Here is a 21419-nt window from a genome sequence, read left to right as displayed (position 1 = left end):
TCTGAAAATAACATGATTAAAAAGTTCCAGTTTTTCTATATATGGACCCCCGATGACTGGTTCTCTTCGTTCCTACAGTTTTGTTTCGACCACGGCTCTCGCAACCGTTCTGACCGCGCCGTTGTTTCCGGCTGCCGCTCAGGATGCCGAGCCGGCAACGGCGCTTTCGCCGATCGTCATTCAATCCAGCCAGAACCAAGACCCGACAGCGCCAGTCAAAGGCTTTGTCGCCACGACAAGCGCGACCGCAACCAAGACCGGAACGCCGCTGATCGAGACGCAACAATCCATTTCGGTCATCACGACGGATCAGCTGAAATCGCAGGATGCCGAGACGCTCGGCCAGGCAATGGACTATATTCCCGGCGTCAGCGGCGAACCGTTCGGCTCGGATCCGAGATTCGATTCACCGCGCATTCGCGGCTTTGATGGCCGCCAATCTCAATATCTGAACGGGTTGCGCCTGATGCGCACCGCCGGTGCGCCGCCGATCGATCCCTACATGCTGGAGCGGATCGAAGTCCTGCGCGGGCCGGCCTCCGTCATGTACGGCCAGGGCAATCCGGGCGGGATCATCAATCTCGTGAGCAAGCGGCCGGTCTTCGAGAGCTTCGGCGAATTCGGTGTGCAGGCCGGCAGCTACGACACCTACGGAACCTTTTTCGACGTCGGTGGACCGATCAGGAAAGACTCCGACGTTGCCTATCGGCTAACCGGACTGGTGAGAACCGCCGGTGCGCAGACGGACGGGCTTAACAACGACCGCTATTTCATCGCGCCGGCGATCACGTGGAAGCCGGACGAAGACACGAAGCTGACGATATTGACGAGCGTCCAGCACGACAATCCAAGCACCCCGTCGAGCCTGCCCGCCGCCCTCACTCTGTACGGATCTGGCGCCAAGCGTCTGTCTCGAGACTTCTTCGTCGGCGACGACAGCTTCGACAAGTCGAACCGGACGCTTACAAATCTCGGCTACGAACTGGAGCATCGGCTAAACGACGTCTGGACCTTCCAGCAGAACCTTCGCTATCAAAACTTCGACTGGCGCTATCAGGCACTGGGCATGTCGACGGCGGGGCTTGCCGCAAACGGCAGGACCATCAACCGGAACGCGACGATCCAGGACGAATTGCTCAATACGTTCAATGTCGACAACAACTTGATTGCGGAATTCGATACCGGCGAAATCGGTCACAAGGCGTTGTTTGGACTGGATTACCGATATTATGACAACAATGTCGGCACGCAGTTCTGGCGCGCCACGCCGCTCGATGCGTTCAACCCCGTCTATGGCTCCGTTCGCCTGATCTCGCCGACCTTGAGCACCTATGTCGACTCGCAGACGACGCAGGTCGGGCTTTATGCGCAGGACGAACTTTCCTACGACAACTGGCGCGCGACGGCGGCATTGCGACAGGATTGGGCAAGCACCTCCGGCACCTCGACAAATCGCTTGAGCGGTGTGTCTCGTTCACTCGATCAGGACGATCAGAAACTGACGGGCAGAGCCGGTCTCAGCTACCTCTTCGACAACGGCCTCGCACCATATATCAGCTATGCGACCTCGTTTGAGCCGGTGCCGGTACCCTCGACAGGTCAGCTTCTCGATCCGACGACCGGCAAGCAGGTAGAAATTGGCATCAAATACCAACCCACGGGCTGGGACGGTTTCTTTTCGATCGCCGCCTATGATCTGCGCCAAAAAAATGTTCCGACGACGGTCGCGCTGCCAAGCGGCGGCACGACGACCGAACAGATCGGTGAAGTGCGGGTCAAGGGCGTGGAACTGGAGGGCGTGACGAGCCTTGCAGAGGGCCTGAACCTGCGCGCCGCCTATACCTACATGCAGGCAGAGATCGTCGGCGGCAATGACGATGGCAATCGGCCGGACAATGTCCCGCAGAATTCAAGCAGCCTCTGGCTCGACTACACATTCGGCGAAGACACCGCTCTGAACGGTTTTGGCCTCGGCGGTGGCGTACGCTATGTCGGGCAGCGCTATGGCGATACGAAAAACACGCTTGACCTTGATGGCGTCGCCCTCTTCGATGCAGCGGTTCACTACAAGAAGAACAACATGACGGCCTCGCTCAATTTCAAGAACATCGCCGACAAGAACTATGTTGCAAGCTGCAGCTCTTTCGGATGTACCTATGGCGATGGCAGAACGGTGATGGGTAAGCTGACTTTTCAATGGTAATCGTCGACAAGGCAGGAGATGGCCTTTCAAGGCTATCCGTCAGCCGCCGGCAGGCTCTCGCCCTGCTGGCGGCCTTTCCATTTTCGGGGGCGGCGATGGCAGCCCAACCGCAACGCATCGTCGCGATCGATTGGGCCATGCTCGAAACGCTCGTCGCACTTGGCATCATGCCAATTGCGGCCACCGAGCTTATCCAGTTCCGCAAGGATGCCATCGAGCCTGCATTGGACGGGACAGTCGCCGATCTCGGCTTGCGAGGGGCGCCGAATTTTGAGCTTCTTCGCCTGCTGAGACCCGACCTCATCCTCATTTCGCCGTTCTATGCCCGCTACGAGGCGATCTATCGCGCGATCGCGCCGGTTTTGTCGCTCCCCTTCTACGTGCGGGGAGAGCCACCCTACCAAAAGGCGCTGAGCGCCGTTTCCACACTCGCAGCCCAGCTCGGTCTTGCCGACAGGGCCCGCGACGTGCTCCTCAAACAGGACACGCTCGTGCAGGAGACCGGCCGCAGCTTGCAGGCCTTCGCCGCGCGTCCAACTTATCTCGTCAATGTCGGCGACAGCAGACACGTCAGAATCTTTGGCGCAGACAGCATGTTCGGCGATGTGCTGATGCGGCTCGGATTGCCGAATGCCTGGAAAGATCGCTCGCGCTACACCTTCGCAGCACCCGTGCCGATCGAAAATCTTGCGGCGGAGCCCGATGCCCGCATCGTCGTCATTTCCGAAATCCCCGTTGAGGCGCGAAGCAGCCTGAAAAACAGCGTCATCTGGCAATCGCTGCCACCGGTCCGCGCCGGCCGGGTCCTGATGCTCGACAACATCAATCCCTATGGCGGCATCGTCGCCGCAGCCCGTTTCATGCGGCTGCTCAAGAAAGCCCTGCCGTCATCCGGAGAAACACCGTGACCCGGTCTGCGGCTATCACCATTCCGCTGCTGGCGCTCGCAGCATCGGGGGCACTCTTTCTGTCGGTGGCGCTAGGTCGGCTGCCGTTTGCGAACTGGCCAGCCTTTCCCTTCGATCCCGCACGGATGACCATCGAACAGGTCATCTTGGCCTATGCGATCCTGCCGCGTGCCATCGTTGCCATTCTCGCCGGCGCTGCCCTTGGTCTCTCGGGCGCCTTGCTTCAACGCCTGCTCAGAAATCCGATCGCGGACCCGTCGACGCTTGGCGTTTCCTCCGGCGCGCAGCTGGCTATCGTCACCGCCACTCTTTTCTTTCCCACGGTGCTCGACGGCTATCGGCCGCTCGTCGCCCTGACGGGAGCGGCGGCAGCGACGGCTATCGTTTTCCTTCTCGGTTGGCGTCAGCGTTTCGAGCCGGTGACGATGGTAGTCTCCGGCATGCTTGTCGGCATCACCTGCAGTGCACTGTCTGCAGCCATGACATTATCCCAGGGCGAATATCTGATGTCGCTGGTCACCTGGAACGGCGGTTCGCTTAGCCAACAGGACTGGTCCACATCCCTCACGCTCGGTATCGAGCTTCTGGTCGGCTTGATGATCACTGCCCTGTTGGTACGGCCGCTGACATTGCTCGGCCTTGGTGACAGCAGCGCGCGCTCCCTGGGGGTAACACTGGCGGGAATGCGATTTGTCGTTGCAGGCCTTGCCGTAGCGCTCAGCGCCGGAGTTGCTGCGGCTGTAGGCCTGGTCAGCTTTATCGGCCTCGCCGCACCGGCAATCGTTCGCTTGCTTGGCATTCGCACTCCACGCGGAATTCTTCTGCTGTCACCTTTGGCCGGCGGTCTTCTGCTTTGGCTCTGCGACGGCCTGGTGCAATGGCTGGCATCAACGGCCGGTGAAACCTTTCCGACGGGGTCGGTGACGGCGTTGATCGGCGGGCCGCTGCTTTTATGGCTACTTCCGCAAGTGCGGATCACCGAGCTGCCGCAAGTCTCGGAGAGCGTCGTGGGGCGCCCGGTCCTTGTCCCACGCTTTCTCCTGCTTCTCGGCCTCCTGCCGTTGCTTGGCGCAGCCGCGCTGATCGTTGCGCGGCTGCCGGATGGGTGGATGCTTCTGCATGGTGACCTCTTCTGGGAACTGCTTCCGGCACGTTGGCCGCGCATGGTCGCCTCCGCCGCCGCGGGCGGCCTGCTTGCCATGGCCGGCGCCATCCTGCAGCGTTTGACGGCCAATCCGATGGCAAGCCCGGAGGTTCTTGGGGTCAGCGGTGGGGCGGGCGTCGGCTTTGCGGCAGCGGTGAGCGTGTTTGCAAACCCGGGGACAACAGAACTCTTCATCGGCGCCGGCTGCGGCGCGACCTTCGTCCTGTTCGTAGTGTCCTTCTTTGCCAATCGCAGGGATCTTCCGCCCGAGCGGCTGCTTTTGGCCGGCATATCGATCAGCGCCTTCAGCTCGGCCATTCTGAGCGCGTTGCTCGCCGTCGGCGATCAGCGATCATGGCAAATCCTGGCATGGCTTGGTGGGTCGGCCGCTGCTGCCACGTCCGGAACGGCCATTTTTCTCGCCATTCTTGCGATCGTCGGACTGGCCGTCGGCTTGGTGCTGACGCGCTGGCTGACCATCCTACCGCTGGGATCAGCAACTTCGCTCGCTCTCGGCATGCCGCTTGCAAATGCACGCACGCTCCTTGTGGTGACGGCCGGAATAGCAACGGCAGCGGCTTCGCTCCTCGTCGGCCCCTTAAGCTTCGTCGGGTTGATGGCACCCCATATTGCGGAACGAGCCGGCTTCGAAAAGGCCGGAAGCCGGCTGATAGCCTCGGCGCTGATCGGGGCGATCTTGATGATCGTCGCGGATCTTGGCGCCCGCACGGTGACCTTTCCCTATGAGCTGCCGCTCGGCCTTTTTGCCGCCTTTACCGGCGCACTCTATCTGGTCTGGATGCTGGGGAAGCGGTCATGATTGCCGTGGCCAGCGATCTCGCGCTTCCGGCACCGTTCGAGGATTGCCGAAATTATCTGCTCGACGACACCATGGTTCGGTCGGCAATTTCGGCGCGCGCATTGCTTACGCCGGAGCAGATCGAAGCCGGCATCGACGGTATTCTTGGGAAATGGGGACCGGGCGACCGCCGGGCCGCCGCGTCGCTCTGGACGCAAGGCTATTTCCTGCGCGCGTTGCGCCCGCTCTTGGCGTATGGGATCTTGAGGGATCACTGGTTCGCGCTCGATGTCAGGACGGCGCAAGCCGCCCTTTCGGACATGTCAACCATTGCGGGCTTCCGTTTCATGCGGTCGCCTGGCCATATGCAGGCACTTCAGCTCGCCTTCGATCATATCGACGCGATTGCATCAGTCGTCAGCGGCGTGAGCAAAACCAGTCCGCGTCTGCATCGAAGCAACGCCGGCTATATCCTTAACAAGGCCCTCGGACAGATATTGCCCTTCAGCATGAAAGGCGATCAGGCGCTTTATGAGGAGGTCGACGGGGTCGTACGTGGGTTTTCCGACAAATGGGGCCTGAAGTTCCATCGTGATGCAGACGGTGATCTCAAGCGCTCGATCTGCTGCCTTCGCTACAATCTCGCAGGCCTGAAGCTCTGCAAGACCGCCTGTCCCATCAGAGCTCCAAACGGCGCGGAGACATAAAAGCGAAACTCAGCCCCGAAACCGCTCGCGATATTCGCTGGGACCGGTGCCAATGCGTCTGAGGAATGCCTTGCGCATCGTGTCGGGATTGGCAAAGCCACAGCCGGACGCCACCCGTTGCAACGGCGTTTCCGTGTCCTCGAGCAGCCTGCGGGCGGCATCTACGCGGGCCATTTCGACGAAGTCAGCCGGCGTGGTACCGGCTTCCTGTAGGAAAACGCGCGAAAAATTGCGGACGCTCATGGCGCAGCGGGATGCAAGAGTGTTGAGAGTGAGATCGAGCGGCAGATGATCGAGGATCCAATGCTGGATCGACTGAATGCGTTCCTCGGTTGCGATTTGCGCGGCGAGATGGGCGCTGAACTGTGACTGGCCGCCCGGGCGCTTCAGGAAAACCACAAGCCGCCTCGCAACTTTCAGCGCAAGCTCGCGACCGTGATCGTCCTCAACCAACTTCAGGGCAAGATCAATTCCTGCCGTCACGCCCGCAGAGGTCCAAAGCGGACCGTCTTCGACATAGATCTGGTCGGGCACGACATTGGCCTTCGGGAAGCGTTCTGCAAGCTCGGCAGCATGCTGCCAATGCGTCGTCGCCCTGTGCCCATCAAGAAGCCCCGCAGCTCCCAGGAAGAACGCCCCGGTGCAGACGGAGCCGTGGCGGCGGGCAGAACCAGCACGCCGCCGCAGCCATTCATGCAATTCACCGCTCTGATACGCCTGTCGATAGTCTGGCGTGCCGGCGACAAGCAGCGTATCGATCGGGCCCTCGTCGTCAAGAACCGATCCATCCGCAAGCAACGATATGCCGCCGGCCTTGACTGTGCGCTCTCGCTTTGCTGAGAGGGTCCGTATCCGATAATTGGCAAGTTCCGGAGCCTGGCGATTGGCCTCGAGGAACACGTCGAACGGCCCTGATAGATCGAGGGACTGGGCGTTGTCCGGCACCACGATGACAACGCTTTTTGCCGCGACAATCACCTCGATCCTCCTTGGGTAGCCACCAGTCTGCCAAAGATGTCCATACTGGATGAACGCCAGCCGATGTCCAGAGCGACGCCGCTCTAGCCGCGACGCTTGGTCCGTTCGTGGAAGATCGAGCCTATGAAATCAAGGCTGGTGCGCGCCGCAAGAAGCGAAGTTACGCCCGAGGGATCGTAGGGCGGCGAGACTTCGACGAAATCTACACCAACCACCTCGAAGCGACGCGCGACCTCGCGCAGCAGGTCTTTGGCCTCGTAATAGGTGAAGCCACCATGACTGATCGTTGCCGTACCCGGCGCGATCGATGGGTCGAAACTATCGATATCGATCGAGACATAGACACGCTCGCCGTCCGGAATATGGGCAAGTGCAGCGGTGGCGCCGATCGTCCTGAACTTGCGCAACGACACGACATTGGTGCCGTAGGCCTTGGCCGCCTCATAATCCTTCTTGCTGACCGAGGCCATGTTGTGAGGGCCAAGCGTGGTGATGCCCTTTACATGCGCCATCTCCGAGGCACGCCGCATCGGGCTCCCATGTCCCCAGGTGATGCCGTTGCGGCCATCGATGAAGTCGAAATGGGCGTCAAGATGGACGATGTGGATCGGCTTCTCGTTGGAATAGGCCGCGATGGTCGCCATGGTGATCGCGTGATCTCCACCCAGAACATAAGGCATAGTCTTGGCGTCGAGCAACGCACGCACCGCGAGTTCGGCATTGGCAAGGCTGCGTCGGGTATCGGCATAGATGACATCGCTGTCGCCGGCGTCGACGATCCTCACCTCCTCGGCCGAGAGATAAGTCACCTCGTCCTCGAAATCGAAGACGCCTTCCGGACCGAAACCATGAAACATCGACATCTCACGGATGGCTCGCGGCCCAAAGCGGGTTCCGACGCGGTAGCTTGAGGCAGTGTCGATCGGCACGCCAAGGATAGCGACGTCGGTGCCGTCGAGCTTATCCCAATCGGTACAGGCTGGTTGTGCCGCAAAGGTTGCGAGCCCAACAAAAGGAAGGTCCATGCGCTCGGGCATGTTGCGGCTATGGAATTGGTCGGTCATGTCGGAATCCTATTCTGGGCCGGTGCTAAAGGCAGGCCCCAACGGGTATCATCTGTGTTGATGATCAGCAGATTTCGTCGGTGATGCCCTCGCGCGCATAAGCGCGACGGACGGACGGAAGGGCGACGAGCTTGTCGAGCAGCAAGCCGATCGCAGCCCGGCTGCGCGGCGGCCTCGCCATCGGGCGGGCCCAACGGCAGAGCATGACGAGATAAAAATCGGCCGCACTCAATCGATCGCCGAGGAAGAATGGCCCATTGGTCTTCAAATGCGCCTCGATGACGTCGAGAAAGTCGTCGGCACGCGATTCCGCACCCCGCTTGACGATGTCTACGGCCGCAGCATCCTTTCCGGCGAGGCGATCCGGATATTGCCAGATCATCAGCTCCTCCTGGAGAGAGTTCGTCAGGAAAGTCAGCCATTGATAGAACGTGCCGCGCTCAGGGGTGCCGACCGCGGGAGCAAGGCCGGACTCTGGATGCTGGTCTGCAAGATACAAGGCGATCGCAGCCGCCTCGAACAATACAAGATCGCCGTCCACAAGTGTCGGAATGCGTCCATTCGGATTTATCTTGAGATATTCTGCCGATTTCTGAGCGTTCTTCGCGCGATCGACGAGAACAAGCTCATAGGCCTCGCCGATCTCTTCAAGCATCATATGCGGAGCGGCATTGGCATTCGCGGGAAAATAATGGAGCGTGTACATTTTATTCTTCCATGGCTGACTTCTATTCCTCAAGAATAGTTTTCCATGGAAATGTCTACAATGACGCACTTCCGTCGATTTCGGCCAAAGATCCGTCGATCCCGGCCGCGTTCGATCGACACAAATTCAGAGCAAGACCGCCGCTTCAGAAAGTCGGGCACCATCCCGACAATGCGTCAGGCGTCGTTTGCAACAGCGGGCTTGGCGCGGGAAAGCGCAATCACAGCCTCTTCAAAAGCGCCGTCGAGGATGAGCAGTTTTCGCGCATGGGCGCGCGCGTATTCCTCATAAAACCCGCGCGAAACCCAGATATGCGAATGGCCCCGCCGCCCGCTCCAACCAAGGCCGCCGATCGATTCGGCAGCCGAGAATTTGCGGCTGGTATGCGCCCGGGAGAGGCCGAAGGACTGGGCCAGAGACGAGATCGTATTGACGTCGGTCAGCAATCTTGGCTGGGTCGTCAAAGCCTCAAGATCGATCCCGGCAACGAGACGATCCATCAGAAGGCCGCCGGCATCGGCCCAGGTGAAAATCGTGTAGAGCGGTCCGGGGCTACGGATTTCGGGGCTCGATAACAGCTCACGTGCCGCAAGCGGCTCCAGGATTGTCAGCATGCTCTCAGGATCGGCGAGGAAACGGCCAGTTCTGTCGCCACCGTAAATGAGATCGAGGGCCTTGAAATGAACGCTGTACCAATGCGCCAGCAGGGACATCGTCAAGGGCGCCGGAACGACGGGGTCAACGCTCCCGTCGCCGCTCACAGGCCGGATAATATCGTATTTCAGCGCTTCGTCGAAAAATGCATAGGCAGTGTTGCGGCTGGCAATGCCCTGCTGTAGCGCGAGGTTGCCAAGGCCCCTTCTGGTCAGTCCCATCCGTCCTTCCTGAACGGCCTGGAAATGGAAAGCCAGGGCTGCGTGACATAGGAGCCAGCGTTGCTGGGTTGCGAAAAGCGCCGCCGTTCGCGGCGATGCCTCATGCGCTGCGATAAAATTCCTTGCCAAAAGCACGACCGCATTCGAGAAAGCTGGCAGGGTCATAAGGCGTTCCGCATTGCTGTTCAGCCGTGCATGGCTTACCCGAGCGGCATTCGCCGAGCGATGAGCCGGAAAATCAAATATCTTTCCCACGCAAATCCTCTCATAGGATGGTCGATTGGCCGACACATGAAGTACGAACTAAATTTTGAGGTGCGCGCGAGAGCTTGAATAAGCACATGGTGGAGAAGTATCGGGTCATGGGAGTTTCCCCGCCTTGCTCTTCTTCAAGATGCTGTGTCAGCGTCCTCAAAACAAAAGTCTTGGTTGAAAATTGATTTTGCTGTCGCGACAATATTTGTGCCGGCTCGAAAGAGTCCTGATAGAGCGGCGGGAAGCCGCCGATAATTTCTGAAATTTTTCTGAAATTTTGAGCGGCGGCGGCGCTTCAGAGGGACAAAGATCCTTTTCAGGCCGAGGGATCGCCGGTCACGGCGCTATATTTAAAGGTTGGCTGGCTTATCGCCGATGCGTTGACGGACAGCCGCCCCCCTCAGTATATAATGCGCCTCAAACTCTATATTTTCAGCTGAGGATCGTTGGCGCAGGTGTTTCGTTTTGCCGGGTTCGTACTCGATCCAAACCGCGGCGAGCTGCGCGGGCCTGATGGTTTAACGATCAGATTGCGGCCGAAAACCTTTGAGCTTTTGAAGTTCATTGCCGCCAACAACAATCGCATCATTGGCAAACAGGAGCTGATGGAGGCCGTCTGGCCGGGCATCTTCGTGAGCGAAGACAGCCTGTTCCAATGCATTCGCGAGCTCCGGAATGCGCTGAGCGATACCCAGCGCGACATGATCAAGGTGGTTTCGGGGCGTGGCTATCTCTTCGCCGTCGATGTTTCGGAAGGTCCGGAAATCCTGGGATCCGCCTGGCCGCTGGAGGCACCGACGGCCGATACCATCCCGAAGGCCGAATTCGCACCTCCTGCCCCCTCACCTCGGATCAGCAAGGCTGTCATTTTCGGTACGCTGGCAATCCTTGTCGTCGTCTTCAGCGCGCTGGCATGGCCAGCCATTTTTCATAGGTTCGGCAAGGCGTCCGCACCAATTCAACCGTCCATCGAATTGCTGCCGATCGTCAGCACGGCAACCGACGCACAAGGCAACGATATCGCTCAGGGGATCAGCGCCGAGCTGATCAACGGTCTTGCCAAGATAGACGGTATTCGCGTGATCGCGCCGGATAAACAGGAGGCTCCAGCGACGACGGAAGCTGTCGTCGACCGGCCAAGCAACGCCGATTTCATGCTACAGGGAGAGCTCCAGAAAAGCAGCAAGACCTGGATCTTCCAGGCGCGCTTGATCAACGTGACCACCCGTGAAGTCGAAACGGTCGCAGACGTTACACTGGATAGCAACGAACCAGACACGCAACGCCTGATCTCGAGGCTGGCGGCAGGCGCCGGCTACCCGCTGGCTGTCCGGCTGAACAAGCTCGCGGGTTACGCCAGTGCCTCCACCTCGAGCGCCGCCGGTGTGGCGATCGAGCAAGCGACGGCATCGATCAACCAGACGTCCAAGGAACGCTTCGCAACCGCCAAAACGATCCTGGAGAAAAACCTGGGTGCCGAGCCCGATAATGTCGATCTGCAAATTGCGCTTGCCAACCTTCATCTGCGCGGCATCCAGATGAGCTGGTATGGTCCGGATGACAGCAAAACGGCGGAAAACGATGCAAGATCGCTGTTGGAACGGGCTCTGCAGAGCAGGCCGAACTCAATTCCTGTGCTTGGCACCTATTGCCGTCTGCTGACCGTCACGAACCAGTTTACGGACAGTCTGGTTGCTTGTGGACGAGCATTGAATCTCAACCCATGGGATGGCACGGCGCTCTTCCATCTCGGGCTTACGCAATTGCAGCTTGGTCGCTTCGCCGATGCGTTGGGGACCTTCGAGCAGGCAGACCGCTTCGACACGCCCGACGTTTCGCGCTGGACCTGGCTGCTGGGTGCTGGATGGGCAGACGTTCTGCTTGGCCACGACGAAGATGCGATCGGATGGCTGCAGCGCTCTATTGCCATCACTCCGGCCTCAGGACGCGTCTACATGCTTCTGGCGGTTGCCTATCAGCGATCGGGTCACACGGTGGAAGCAAAGCAGACCATGGCAAAGGCCATGGAACTGCGGCCCGGCTCGACCACCGCCAATATCTCGCTGCCATCTCGCAATACCAGCCCGATCTATCTTGAGGAGCGCGGCAAGATCAATCAGGTCCTGATCGAGTTGGGCTTGCCGACAGGTGACGCCGCGCAAAAATAAAGCAATCCGACCTCACACATCATCGTTCAGCATGAGAACCGGGGTTAGAGCGCGCCGCCATCTCTGGCATTGGCTTCCGGAGCTTCAAGCGTTTCATTGTACGAGGGCCGTCGAGGCAAAGCCGGCGAACAAGCGTGCGGGCAAATTTACGCTCCGAGATGCCACAGACCTCTAAGTCCGCCGGCTTTTCCTTTCAGAGGGTCGGTCATCGGAATGCCAAGCCTCCCAATCGCCGCTTTTTGTTCATCCGACGGCTGTTTTCGGCAAAGATCGGCCTGCTGATCTGGGGGATAGGCGCCGATGACGAGAAAATCACGACTGGCCGCAATTCGGCAATGGCCTGTTCCGGCCGGCAGGATGACGGCATCCCCGGCCTCGACATGGATCTCCCGCCCTGCAGGGCCGCCGATGACAAGATCTGCATGCCCTTCGGCAAACCCGAGAACCTCATGCGCGGTGGAGTGATAATGATGAAAGTCATAGACGCCGTTTCGCCAGATACCGCCCCAGCCATTCGCGCGGAAAGCGGCCTCGAAGCCTTCCGCTCTATCTGCAGCGTCGAGCACCGAACGATAGACGATGACCGGGAAATGCGGATTGTTCGGAACCCATTCAAGCGGCCTTAGCCGGATCGCCTGTTCCATGTGACCTCTCTTGCCTGTCACAACCATAACTGGGCCGCTCCACTGTAGTTCCATTGAAAATCTGAGAACTATCGCCGAGGCGCGTCGTAATTCTTTTTCCTCCTGGACCATGACAGGACCGATTGCGCACTCTTGGCATATTGACTGGTGGGGCCTGCTTTGATCTCTTGGCGAGATAGCGCAATGCCTGACGTCCCCGATTGGCGGATGTGAGGGAGGAACAGCAGGGCATGAGATGATGGAGGCTGTGCGGGCGGTCAGCCTGAAGAAGGTGGAGATCTCGTTCGAGATTGCCAACAAGACACGGTTTGATGCCGTTGCCGCAACCGATCTGGATGTGGATGCGCATGAGTTCGTTGCCATCGTCGGTCCGACGGGATGCGGCAAATCCACGCTTCTGAATGCGACGGCGGGACTTCTCATACCCGCATCAGGCACGGTCGAGGTGTTCGGGAAGCCGCTGAAGGCGATCAACCGGCAGGCGGGCTATCTCTTCCAGCAGGATTCGCTGATGCCCTGGAAGACCGTGTTGGAAAACGTCGCGATCGGTCTTGAGATCAACGGCGTGGCATCTGCCGATGCACGAAGGACGGCGCGCGATTGGTTGGGACGCGTCGGCCTTGCCGCCTTTGCGGATCGTTTTCCGCGGATGTTGTCAGGCGGCCAGCGCAAGCGCGTCGGTCTCGCGCAGGTGCTGATCCGCGATCCCAAGCTGCTTTTGATGGACGAGCCGTTCGGACCGCTCGACGCACAGACACGGCTGATCATGGGCGACCTGCTGCTCAAACTCTGGTCGGAGGATCGCAAGGCCGTCATGTTCGTCACCCACGATCTCGACGAGGCCATCGCTCTCGCCGACAGGGTCGTCATCATGTCTGCCGGCCCCAAGTCCCGCATCATCGGCGATTTCAAGGTTACGCTGGAGCGTCCACGCGATATCGCCGAAATCCGCCACGATCCCGTCTTCATCCAGCTGCACCGGGATATATGGCAGGCGCTGCGTGACGAAGTCATGATTGCATACCGCCAGACGAGCGGAGAGACCGCATGAACCGCTCGCTCCTTCTCTTGCTGCAGATTCTCGTGGCCGTCGTCATTCTCCTTGTCTGGCATGTGGCGACCAACACGACGCTTCTCGGCAATCCGAAAACGATCTCCTTCTTCTTTGCCGATCCACTGAAGGTCGCGCAGCGCATCGTTCAATGGTTTACAAGCGGCTCGATCTGGTACCATCTCTGGATCACGCTGTCGGAATCCATCCTGGCTTTTCTGCTTGGCGCCTTCGGCGGTGTGGTCTTCGGCTTCTGGTTTGCCCGCAAGCCATTGGTTGCCGCCGTCTTCGATCCTTATGTGAAGGCGGCGAACGCGCTGCCTCGCGTGGTGCTGGCGCCAATCTTCGCGCTCTGGTTCGGGCTTGGCATTTGGTCGAAGGTGGCGCTCGGCATCACGCTGGTGTTTTTCATCGTTTTTTTCAACGTCTATCAAGGCGTCAAGGAAGTCAGCCAGCCCGTCCTGTCCAATGCGCGGATGCTTGGTATGAACGAGCGCCAGCTGCTGCGGCATGTTTATCTGCCGTCAGCCTTGTCCTGGGTGTTTTCAAGCCTGCATACGTCGGTCGGTTTTGCGGTCGTCGGTGCTGTGGTCGGCGAGTATCTCGGCTCTGCTGCCGGGCTCGGTTACCTCATCCAGCAGGCTGAAGGCGTTTTCGACGTCACCGGAGTGTTCGCCGGCATGGTCGTGCTCACCGCTTTTGTCCTGATCGTGGACTGGCTGATGACCATGGTTGAGCGTCGGCTGCTCGCCTGGCGCGGCCAATAGAAGAAATCGAACGACGAAACGGAGGAGGATAAGATGGAACGCAGGACATTTCTGATCGCAACCGCAGGCCTTGGCATCGGCGCCTCGCTCGGCGGCATCTTGCCGGCCATGGCGCAGGATGCCAAGCCCGAAAAACCGGATCTGCTCATCGGCGTCGGCGGCAAACCGCTGCTCTATTATCTGCCGCTGACGATCGCCGAGCGGAAGGGGTTCTTCAAGGAGGAAGGCCTCAACGTCACGATCAATGATTTTGCCGGTGGCTCGAAATCGCTCGAAGGTTTGATCGGCGGCTCGCTCGATGTGGTGGCTGGCGCCTACGAGCACACGATCCGCATGCAGAACAAGGGACAGGACATCGTCGCGATCTGCAATCTCGGCCGTTTCCCGGGTATCGTTATTGCCGTTCGCAAGGAACTTGCGGGCGAGATCAAATCCATGGCCGACATGAAAGGCCGCAAGATCGGTGTGACCGCACCCGGTTCATCGACGGCGCTGATGTTCCAATACGCCATGCTGAAAAACGGCCTGAAGGTCGACGACGCATCGCTGATCGGTGTCGGCGGCGGAGCCGGTGCAGTCGCGGCCGTCAAGAGCGGACAGATCGACGGGCTCTCCCATCTCGACCCGGTCATCGCGCAGCTGCAGTATGATGGCGACATCACCATCCTTTTGGATACTCGCACCGAGGCAGGCACGCGCGCCCTGTTCGGAGGCCCCAATCCGGCCGCAACCGTCTATATCAAGCGTGAGTTCGCGCAGGCAAACCCGATCACGACACAAAAGACGGTGAACGCCTTCATGAAGGCGTTGAAATGGATTTCGACAGCAAGCCCGGAAGATGTTGCCGGCGTCGTGCCGGAAGAATATCTGCTCGGGAACCGCGATCTCTACATGCAGGCCTTCAAGAGTTCGAAGGAAATGTACTCTTTGGACGGCATGGTCACCAAGGAAGGCTATGATTCCATGATGGGTGTCCTGAAAACGCTCGATCCGGAACTCGCCAATGCCGACGTGCCCTTCGACAAGACCTTCGATCCGACCTTTGCCAAAGCGGCAAAGACCTGATCGAGGCGGCCGCCAATTTTGTCGACACAGGGGGCGCGCACCCTTTGCGCGTCGCCTGTCGACGAGTGGGTTTGGGCAGCCGTCACGCTCCATCGCCTGCATCGAGCGATGGGCGCGGCATCGACAAATTGATAGTTTTCAATGGTATCCGCTCTGTCCTTTCGGCAACGCCAATGGTAAGGGAGCTTTACGAATGATCTCTTTGCGCCGGGTGGCTTTTGAACACTGCATGGCAACAGACCGCGATTGACGCGCCGCCGCTGACGGAGAGCGCGCGCGCCGTATTGAGAACGATCGCAAGCAGCGGCCCTGCCACAAGGCCGCAATTAAGCGCAGCACTCATGTTCTCCAAGCCGACCATGTCGGCCGCCGTCAGCGAGTTGGAGCGCTATGATCTTCTGGCGCCTGCGGGCATCAATCGCGGCTCGGTCGGACGGACATCGGTGACCTATGGGCTCGGTCCCAAAGCCGGCTTCGTTATCGGCATCGATTGCGGCACCACGCACATCAATGCGGTGGCGCGCGGCCTTGACGGGGCGACGCTTGCAACGGTGCAGAAACCGCTCCTCGACAAATCCGCCGCCGAACGATTCCAATTGATCGAGGGGGTTATCGAAGAACTGCTTTCGCAGTTCGAGACCCAATCGACACCGCTGCGCGCCTTGGTGATCGCGCTTCCCAATATCATCTCCACATCGCTGGAGAGAATGTTCGGCCGCGAGATATTGCTGCCTATTCTGGAACGGCTGCAACAGGCCCATGGCGCGCCGGTGCTTCTCGAAAACAACGTCAACTGCGCAGCCCTTGCCGAATATCACGAGGGCGCGGCAAAGGAGCATTCATTCGCGATCTACATGCAGATCGGGGTTAAGACCGGCATGGGGATCGTGCTCGAAGGGCGGCTGTTTCGCGGCTTCAAAGGCGGCGCCGGCGAGATCGGTCATCTGCCGTTTCCCTGGTCGGAGCGGGAACAGCCGACATGGCAGCAGGTGGAAACCTATATGGGTTCCGCAGCACTCCTCGAACGCGCCGCCGCACGCTGGCCGGCAGAGGAAGGGCAGCCGCCGGCAAGCACCAGCGACCTATTTTCACGTGTAGAGCAATCTCCAACGGCGCGCGATATCGTCGAACAGCATGCCCGTGATGTCGGAAATCTTGCCGCCGCCTGTGTCAGTGTCCTCGATCCGCAGCTGATCGTGCTCGGCGGCGGTGTCGGCCAGAACCCGCAGCTATTGCCGGGGGTCAGGGATGTCGTGAAGGAATTGTGCTGGCCGGTCGACGTCGTCAACGGCAAGCTGTCGAACCAGGCAACCGTTCTCGGTGCCGTGCGTCTCGCCATCGACTTTGCCATGGCGAGACTGCTGGGAGAGGAAGGAAAAGCAGCCTTCCTCTATCCGGGAGCGCTGAACCTCGACCGGATCAGCACTTGAATCGCCTTTAAATATCCCGTTTGGTATCGGTCTGGCGATAACGGAACTCACAGACCGGCAGGCCCGCATCTTCCGAGAGCGTCGCGATCAGCAACTGCGCCGGAATGGCCTGCAGGATCGCATCGCCGATCCCGTCCGAGAATGCGGGAACATGAATGACGACGAGGCTGTCGGCGTCCGCAACGTCGGTCCGAGACGTCACCAGAACCGAGGGGATGCCAAACCCGGCGAGATCCTGCGCCAGCTTGACCTCGCGTCCGTTGCCGAACAAGAGGACGCCGCTATCCCTGTCGTTCGGCTCCATAGGCCCATGCAGAAAGTTCAGCGTATCCCAATCCTGCGCCGATACGCGCGCGGCCTCACGGATGAGAAGTGCCGCATAGCCGGCTGTGCCGTAGGCCACACCGGCGCCAACGCAATCGATCGCCTTCTTGCCGGCAAGAAGCTTGGCAGCCTTGTCGGCCTGAGCGCCCGTCGCATTCAACACCGATTCGGCTCGGTCTGCGATTGCGCTCCAGTCTGCTTTCGAGGGACGGCCCGCCTTGTCGGCAAGAAGCGCTGCGGTCAGCAGCGAACCAAGATAACTTGTGGTGTTCGGGCCGCTGTCTGCGCCGCTTTCGGTCGGGATCATATGCCTGACCACCCGAGAGATCGGCGTGCCGTCGGCCTTGGCGATCCCATAGGAATGCGCGGTCGGGCGAAGCTCCATCGCATGCGCCGGCTCTTCGCTGCGCCCCGAGGCCGAAAAGGCGATATAGGCATTGCCTGCGTCGATTGCTGGATCATAAAGATCGGTACCGGGCAAAGCGAAGGCCCGCAAGCCTTGCGCGCGCATTTGGGCCGCAGCCGCCACAGCCGCATAGAGGCTTGCACCGATGCCGACGAGGACCGTCGGGCCTGCCTGTACGGGCTCGAGATCGAGCGTTTCGAGCCGCTTTGAGACGGCGGCAAGGCAGGCTTTCAAGGCGGCGGGCTGAAGCGCAATCGCTTCGCGATAGGGCACTCTGTCTGTCATGGTCATTCCCGTATGTTGGCAAGAAAACGGCGGCCGGCGTCCCCGACCGCCGACGGCATTGCTTAATCTCAATCCAGCTTCATGTAGTCGGCAAAGCGCGCCGCATCGTTGATGGTGACCTTGTCGAGCTTGTTTTCTCCGAGACCCCATTTTTCGAAGATCTTGGCGTAGGAGCCATCGGCGATCATCGACTGCATGGTGGCGGCAAGCGCATCGCGCAGCTGCGGGCTTTCCTTGCCGACGAGCATCGCCTGGTAACCGACGGCATATTGCGTTCCCGTGACGAGCTCGAGCTTCTTGCCGCCGGCAGGCTGATGCTGCAAGCTATAGGCTGCGACGCCAGTCGTATCCATGGAGAGATCGACGCGTCCGCTCTGCAGCGCGATCTTGATCTGGTCGTTCGATGGGAATTGCATGACGTTGAGCGGCTTGTCGGCCGGGCAAAGCGTCTTCTGCTTGTCGAGAAGCTGAAGCGGGATCGAACCCTGAACCGCGCCGGCGTTCAGACCGCAGGCATCCTTCAGCTTGTGCACGCCCTTCGGGTTGCCTTCCAGCACGATGATGCTCGTGCCTTCGAGCATGTAATTGACCACATCGACGATCTTCTCGCGCTCGGCGAAGTCGCCGAATGCCGACATGCCCATGTCGAAGCGGCCGGCCTGGATGCCGGGAATGATGCTGGCGAACTGCGCGGGAACGTCGGTGAACTTTACACCAAGACGCGTGCCCATCTCGTCGCGCAGCTCCCGCTCGAGGCCAACGATCGTCTTGTTGTCTTCGCCGTAAAAATCGTAAGGCGGTGTCTGCGGTTCGGTGCCGACCTTGATCTCGCCCGCCGACTTGATCTTCTCCGGCAGCATGTCGTGCAGCTTCTGGTCCACGCCCGCGGCCCATGCGCCGGAGCTCGCCAGCACTGCCGCTGCAGTCAGGAGCATCGTCAGATTTGTCTTCCCTGTCATTGGTATTCCCCTTTTTCTCCTCATGCACGTGAAGGACGTGCGGCCTTGTTCCGATGCCCGCCTTCGGTCAGTACATCCGTCTGAGAAACGCCTGCGTTCTTTCCTGTCTGGGGTTATCGAGGACCTCGCGTGCCGGACCTTCCTCCACCACGACGCCCTGATCCATGAAGACGATCCGATCGGCGACCTCACGGGCAAAGGAAAGCTCGTGCGTCACGACAATCATCGTCATCCCGTCCGCGGCGAGCTTGCGCATGACGTTCAGAACTTCGCCGACGAGTTCGGGATCGAGTGCGGAAGTCGGCTCGTCGAAGAGCATCAGCTTCGGGTTCATCGCAAGCGCGCGGGCAATCGCCACGCGCTGCTGCTGACCACCGGAAAGCTGATAGGGATAGGCATCTCCCCGGCCTTCGAGATCGACCATCTTCAGCAGCTCTTTTGCGCGGGCAAGCGCCTGCTCACGGGACTGACCACGATTGAGGATCGGCGGCTGAGAGATATTGGTCAGCACATTCTGATGCGCAAAGAGATTGAAGCGCTGAAACACCATGCCGATATCCCGGCGCTGGGCGGCAAGCTCCTTGCCGCTCATTTCATGCAACGCATCGCCGCGCTCGTGATAACCGATCAAGCGGCCATCAACGAGAATGCGGCCACTCGTCATCCGCTCCAGATGATTGATGCATCTGAGAAACGTCGATTTGCCGCTTCCAGATGGACCAAGCAGGCACACGACTTCGCCTTTGTTGACCGAAAGGTTGATGCCTTTCAGAACATCGAGTGGGCCGAAGGACTTGTGAACATCGATGGCCTCGACGAGGGGTGAGACCGCCGGCTGAATGATTGGAGCGCTCATCCGTTTCTCCCTTCTGCGCGCATCAGGCGCAGGGCGCTCTGCAGCAGGCCAGGTGCCTGGTTCGTTGATTTGCCAAGCCGCCGTTCGATGACGAATTGGATGGCGGAGGCGATCGTCGTCATGACGAGGTACCAGATGCTGGCCACGATCAGCAGTTCGATGATCAGGAAGTTGCGGGCATAGATATTCTGCGCGCGCGTGAGCAGATCCTGCGCCGCCACGACGGAAACGAGCGACGTTGTCTTCAGCATCGAGATCGTCTGATTGCCGATCGGCGGGATGATGACGCGCAAAGCCTGCGGAAAGATAATGCGAAGCATGGCCTGGGAAGGCGTATAGCCGAGCGCCTTGGCCGCTTCGCTCTGACCGTTGTCGACAGCCATCAGACCGCCGCGCATGATCTCGGCCATATAGGCGGCCTCGTTCAAGCTGAGCGCGAGGAGCGCCGCCACGAAAGCCGTGACGATCGCGTTGGTGTCGATATGGATGGAGCCGATGTCGAGACTTGGTATGAACAGCTGAATATTGAACCAGAAGATGATCTGCACAAGCAGGGGCGTGCCGCGGAAGAACCAGATGTAGAGGCCTGAAAAGCCTGACAGCACCGGATTGGACGACAATCGCAACATCGCAAGGATCGCGCCAGCGACGATGCTGATGACCATCGACAAAACGGTAAAGAGGATCGTCAGCCTGATACCGTCGAGAATGGTTTCGTCGAAGATATACTGCGGAATGGCCGCCCATGCGATGTGACGGCTGGTTGCGACCAGGAATACCAGAAGGGCGACGAGGGCAATCAGCAACACTGCCGCCATGCGTTGCCCCCAATTTCGTGCTGGAATGATCTTCTGGGAAGTCATGCAGCTCTCCAATCCTGATCGGTTTTCAAGGCGCCATCGATATGCGGCAGCGGCAGGGTGACGGGCAGATCGCCGACGCCGAGCTTGCGGGCAAGGACCATCGCTCCAAGAACCGGTTGGGCGCTAAGCAGCGTCAGCGTCGCATCCGGCAGCCGTGACGCCAGGGCAGACTGGAACGCGGTAAAGAGGCGTGACTGTCGTGCGATGACGCCGCCTCCAGTCACCACGTCACCGCCCGGCGCTCCCCGGCGCACCAGCTGCTCCGCAAGCACCGCAAGAGACCGGCCCGCGTCGGCAATAACGGCTTCGGCATGTTTGGAACCGGCGTCGGCAGCATCGAAAACCAGCGGTGCAAGCCGACCGATGCCGGCCGCCGAGCCAATCGTCCCGAGTGCCCGGCCGATCTCGATCGGGGAGGCAACGGCGAGAGCGTCCATCAGATTTCGGCCGAGGGGGTCGAGGCTTTCACCCTGGTCGAGCGCAAAGCGCACGGTACGTGCCGCCTCGCGCACAAGCCCGCTCGCGCTGCCTTCATCGCCCAGATACCAGCCCCATCCACCCGATGCGATCATCCCGCGTGAGGCATTGCGTGAAACCGCGATCGAACCGGTGCCGCTGATGACCGAGATGCCGCTCGTCTTGCCTGCCGCAGGCAAAAGCAGTTCGGAATCGTTGAGGACCAGCACGGTCCCGCTCAGATGAGATGACATCCTTGTCTGCAGGGCCATCCGGTCTTCATCGCTGTCACAACCATGCGCGCCGACGACGGTCACCGTCGGCGTTTGACGGGCTGTTGCGATCACAAGCGCGACGAGCGCTTTGGCATCGGCATCATGATCGATCCGCCCCCGCCATTCGGAGGTGTCCACAAGCGCTTCGCCGACCATGCTGCCATCATGCTCGGCAATGAGCTGAGTTTTCGTACCGCCAATATCTATTCCAACAATCATGCGTCCACTTTC

General features: G+C 59.9%; 19 protein-coding genes. 9 read left to right on the top strand and 10 right to left on the bottom strand.

The genetic code is table 11. The features are described 5' to 3' along the window. Positions 1–52: 52 nt before the first annotated feature. From HGP17_RS15165 to HGP17_RS15150, 4 genes are read left to right on the top strand one after another with little or no spacing between them, the layout of a single operon-like run. Positions 53–2203: a TonB-dependent siderophore receptor gene (locus HGP17_RS15165; protein WP_168810319.1), complete on the top strand. Its 2151-nt coding sequence runs from the start codon at positions 53–55 to the stop codon at positions 2201–2203. Beyond that, positions 2197–3111, top strand: a complete 915-nt coding sequence (locus tag HGP17_RS15160) for an iron-siderophore ABC transporter substrate-binding protein (protein WP_168810317.1) — start codon at positions 2197–2199, stop codon at positions 3109–3111. Before HGP17_RS15165 ends, HGP17_RS15160 begins: the two co-directional genes overlap by 7 nt. Before the next feature lie 20 nt (positions 3112–3131). Beyond that, positions 3132–5075, top strand: a complete 1944-nt coding sequence (fhuB, locus tag HGP17_RS15155) for a Fe(3+)-hydroxamate ABC transporter permease FhuB (protein ID WP_348648954.1) — start codon at positions 3132–3134, stop codon at positions 5073–5075. Then, entirely contained in the window at positions 5072–5761 is a 690-nt protein-coding gene (locus HGP17_RS15150) for a hypothetical protein (protein WP_168810313.1), read from the top strand. Before fhuB ends, HGP17_RS15150 begins: the two co-directional genes overlap by 4 nt. A 9-nt stretch (positions 5762–5770) precedes the next feature. Here HGP17_RS15150 and HGP17_RS15145 read toward each other — a convergent pair whose 3' ends face one another. From HGP17_RS15145 to HGP17_RS15130, 4 genes are all read right to left on the bottom strand, one after another. Continuing rightward, positions 5771–6739: a GlxA family transcriptional regulator gene (locus tag HGP17_RS15145; protein ID WP_348648945.1), complete on the bottom strand. Its 969-nt coding sequence runs from the start codon at positions 6737–6739 to the stop codon at positions 5771–5773. An 83-nt stretch (positions 6740–6822) separates the two neighbouring features. After that, on the bottom strand, positions 6823–7803 hold the full coding sequence (locus HGP17_RS15140; protein WP_246704110.1) for an agmatinase: 981 nt from the start codon (positions 7801–7803) through the stop codon (positions 6823–6825). A gap of 64 nt (positions 7804–7867) precedes the next feature. After that, positions 7868–8509, bottom strand: a complete 642-nt coding sequence (locus tag HGP17_RS15135; RefSeq protein WP_168810311.1) for a glutathione S-transferase family protein — start codon at positions 8507–8509, stop codon at positions 7868–7870. 176 nt (positions 8510–8685) lie between these two features. After that, positions 8686–9549, bottom strand: a complete 864-nt coding sequence (locus tag HGP17_RS15130) for a hypothetical protein (RefSeq protein ID WP_205925994.1) — start codon at positions 9547–9549, stop codon at positions 8686–8688. 545 nt (positions 9550–10094) lie between these two features. Between HGP17_RS15130 and HGP17_RS15125 the strand changes: the two genes are divergently transcribed. After that, on the top strand, positions 10095–11807 hold the full coding sequence (locus tag HGP17_RS15125) for a winged helix-turn-helix domain-containing protein (RefSeq protein ID WP_168810307.1): 1713 nt from the start codon (positions 10095–10097) through the stop codon (positions 11805–11807). Positions 11808–11953: 146 nt separating this feature from the next. On the opposite strand, the gene HGP17_RS15120 is transcribed toward HGP17_RS15125, so the two are convergent. After that, positions 11954–12451: a cupin gene (locus HGP17_RS15120; protein WP_168810305.1), complete on the bottom strand. Its 498-nt coding sequence runs from the start codon at positions 12449–12451 to the stop codon at positions 11954–11956. A 235-nt stretch (positions 12452–12686) separates the two neighbouring features. On the opposite strand from HGP17_RS15120, the gene HGP17_RS15115 reads away from it, so the two are divergent. The 4 genes from HGP17_RS15115 (at position 12687) to HGP17_RS15100 (ending at position 16764) form a co-directional block, all read left to right on the top strand. Next, positions 12687–13502, top strand: a complete 816-nt coding sequence (locus tag HGP17_RS15115; protein WP_168810303.1) for an ABC transporter ATP-binding protein — start codon at positions 12687–12689, stop codon at positions 13500–13502. Continuing rightward, the gene (locus HGP17_RS15110) at positions 13499–14269 is read left to right on the top strand and encodes an ABC transporter permease (RefSeq protein ID WP_168810301.1); all 771 of its coding nucleotides are present in this window, start codon (positions 13499–13501) and stop codon (positions 14267–14269) included. The genes HGP17_RS15115 and HGP17_RS15110 overlap by 4 nt, the downstream gene beginning before the upstream one ends. Before the next feature lie 33 nt (positions 14270–14302). Then, entirely contained in the window at positions 14303–15334 is a 1032-nt protein-coding gene (locus HGP17_RS15105) for an ABC transporter substrate-binding protein (protein WP_168810299.1), read from the top strand. 218 nt (positions 15335–15552) lie between these two features. After that, positions 15553–16764: an ROK family transcriptional regulator gene (locus HGP17_RS15100; RefSeq protein WP_168810297.1), complete on the top strand. Its 1212-nt coding sequence runs from the start codon at positions 15553–15555 to the stop codon at positions 16762–16764. A gap of 7 nt (positions 16765–16771) precedes the next feature. Here HGP17_RS15100 and HGP17_RS15095 read toward each other — a convergent pair whose 3' ends face one another. The 5 genes from HGP17_RS15095 to HGP17_RS15075 form a co-directional block, all read right to left on the bottom strand. Further along, positions 16772–17779, bottom strand: a complete 1008-nt coding sequence (locus tag HGP17_RS15095; protein WP_168810295.1) for a phosphosugar isomerase — start codon at positions 17777–17779, stop codon at positions 16772–16774. A gap of 68 nt (positions 17780–17847) precedes the next feature. Continuing rightward, complete coding sequence (locus HGP17_RS15090; protein WP_168810293.1) at positions 17848–18738, bottom strand: ABC transporter substrate-binding protein; 891 nt, start codon at positions 18736–18738, stop codon at positions 17848–17850. A 67-nt stretch (positions 18739–18805) separates the two neighbouring features. Further along, on the bottom strand, positions 18806–19594 hold the full coding sequence (locus HGP17_RS15085) for an amino acid ABC transporter ATP-binding protein (RefSeq protein WP_168810291.1): 789 nt from the start codon (positions 19592–19594) through the stop codon (positions 18806–18808). Then, entirely contained in the window at positions 19591–20457 is an 867-nt protein-coding gene (locus HGP17_RS15080) for an amino acid ABC transporter permease (RefSeq protein WP_168810289.1), read from the bottom strand. The genes HGP17_RS15085 and HGP17_RS15080 overlap by 4 nt, the downstream gene beginning before the upstream one ends. After that, positions 20454–21407, bottom strand: a complete 954-nt coding sequence (locus HGP17_RS15075) for a BadF/BadG/BcrA/BcrD ATPase family protein (RefSeq protein WP_168810287.1) — start codon at positions 21405–21407, stop codon at positions 20454–20456. The genes HGP17_RS15080 and HGP17_RS15075 overlap by 4 nt, the downstream gene beginning before the upstream one ends. Positions 21408–21419 lie beyond the last annotated feature (12 nt).

The sequence above is a fragment of the Rhizobium sp. P38BS-XIX genome, from assembly GCF_012641435.1.
In the GTDB taxonomy this organism is placed as follows: Bacteria; Pseudomonadota; Alphaproteobacteria; order Rhizobiales; family Rhizobiaceae; genus Rhizobium.
This window is presented reverse-complemented; position numbering and strand designations above follow the sequence as displayed.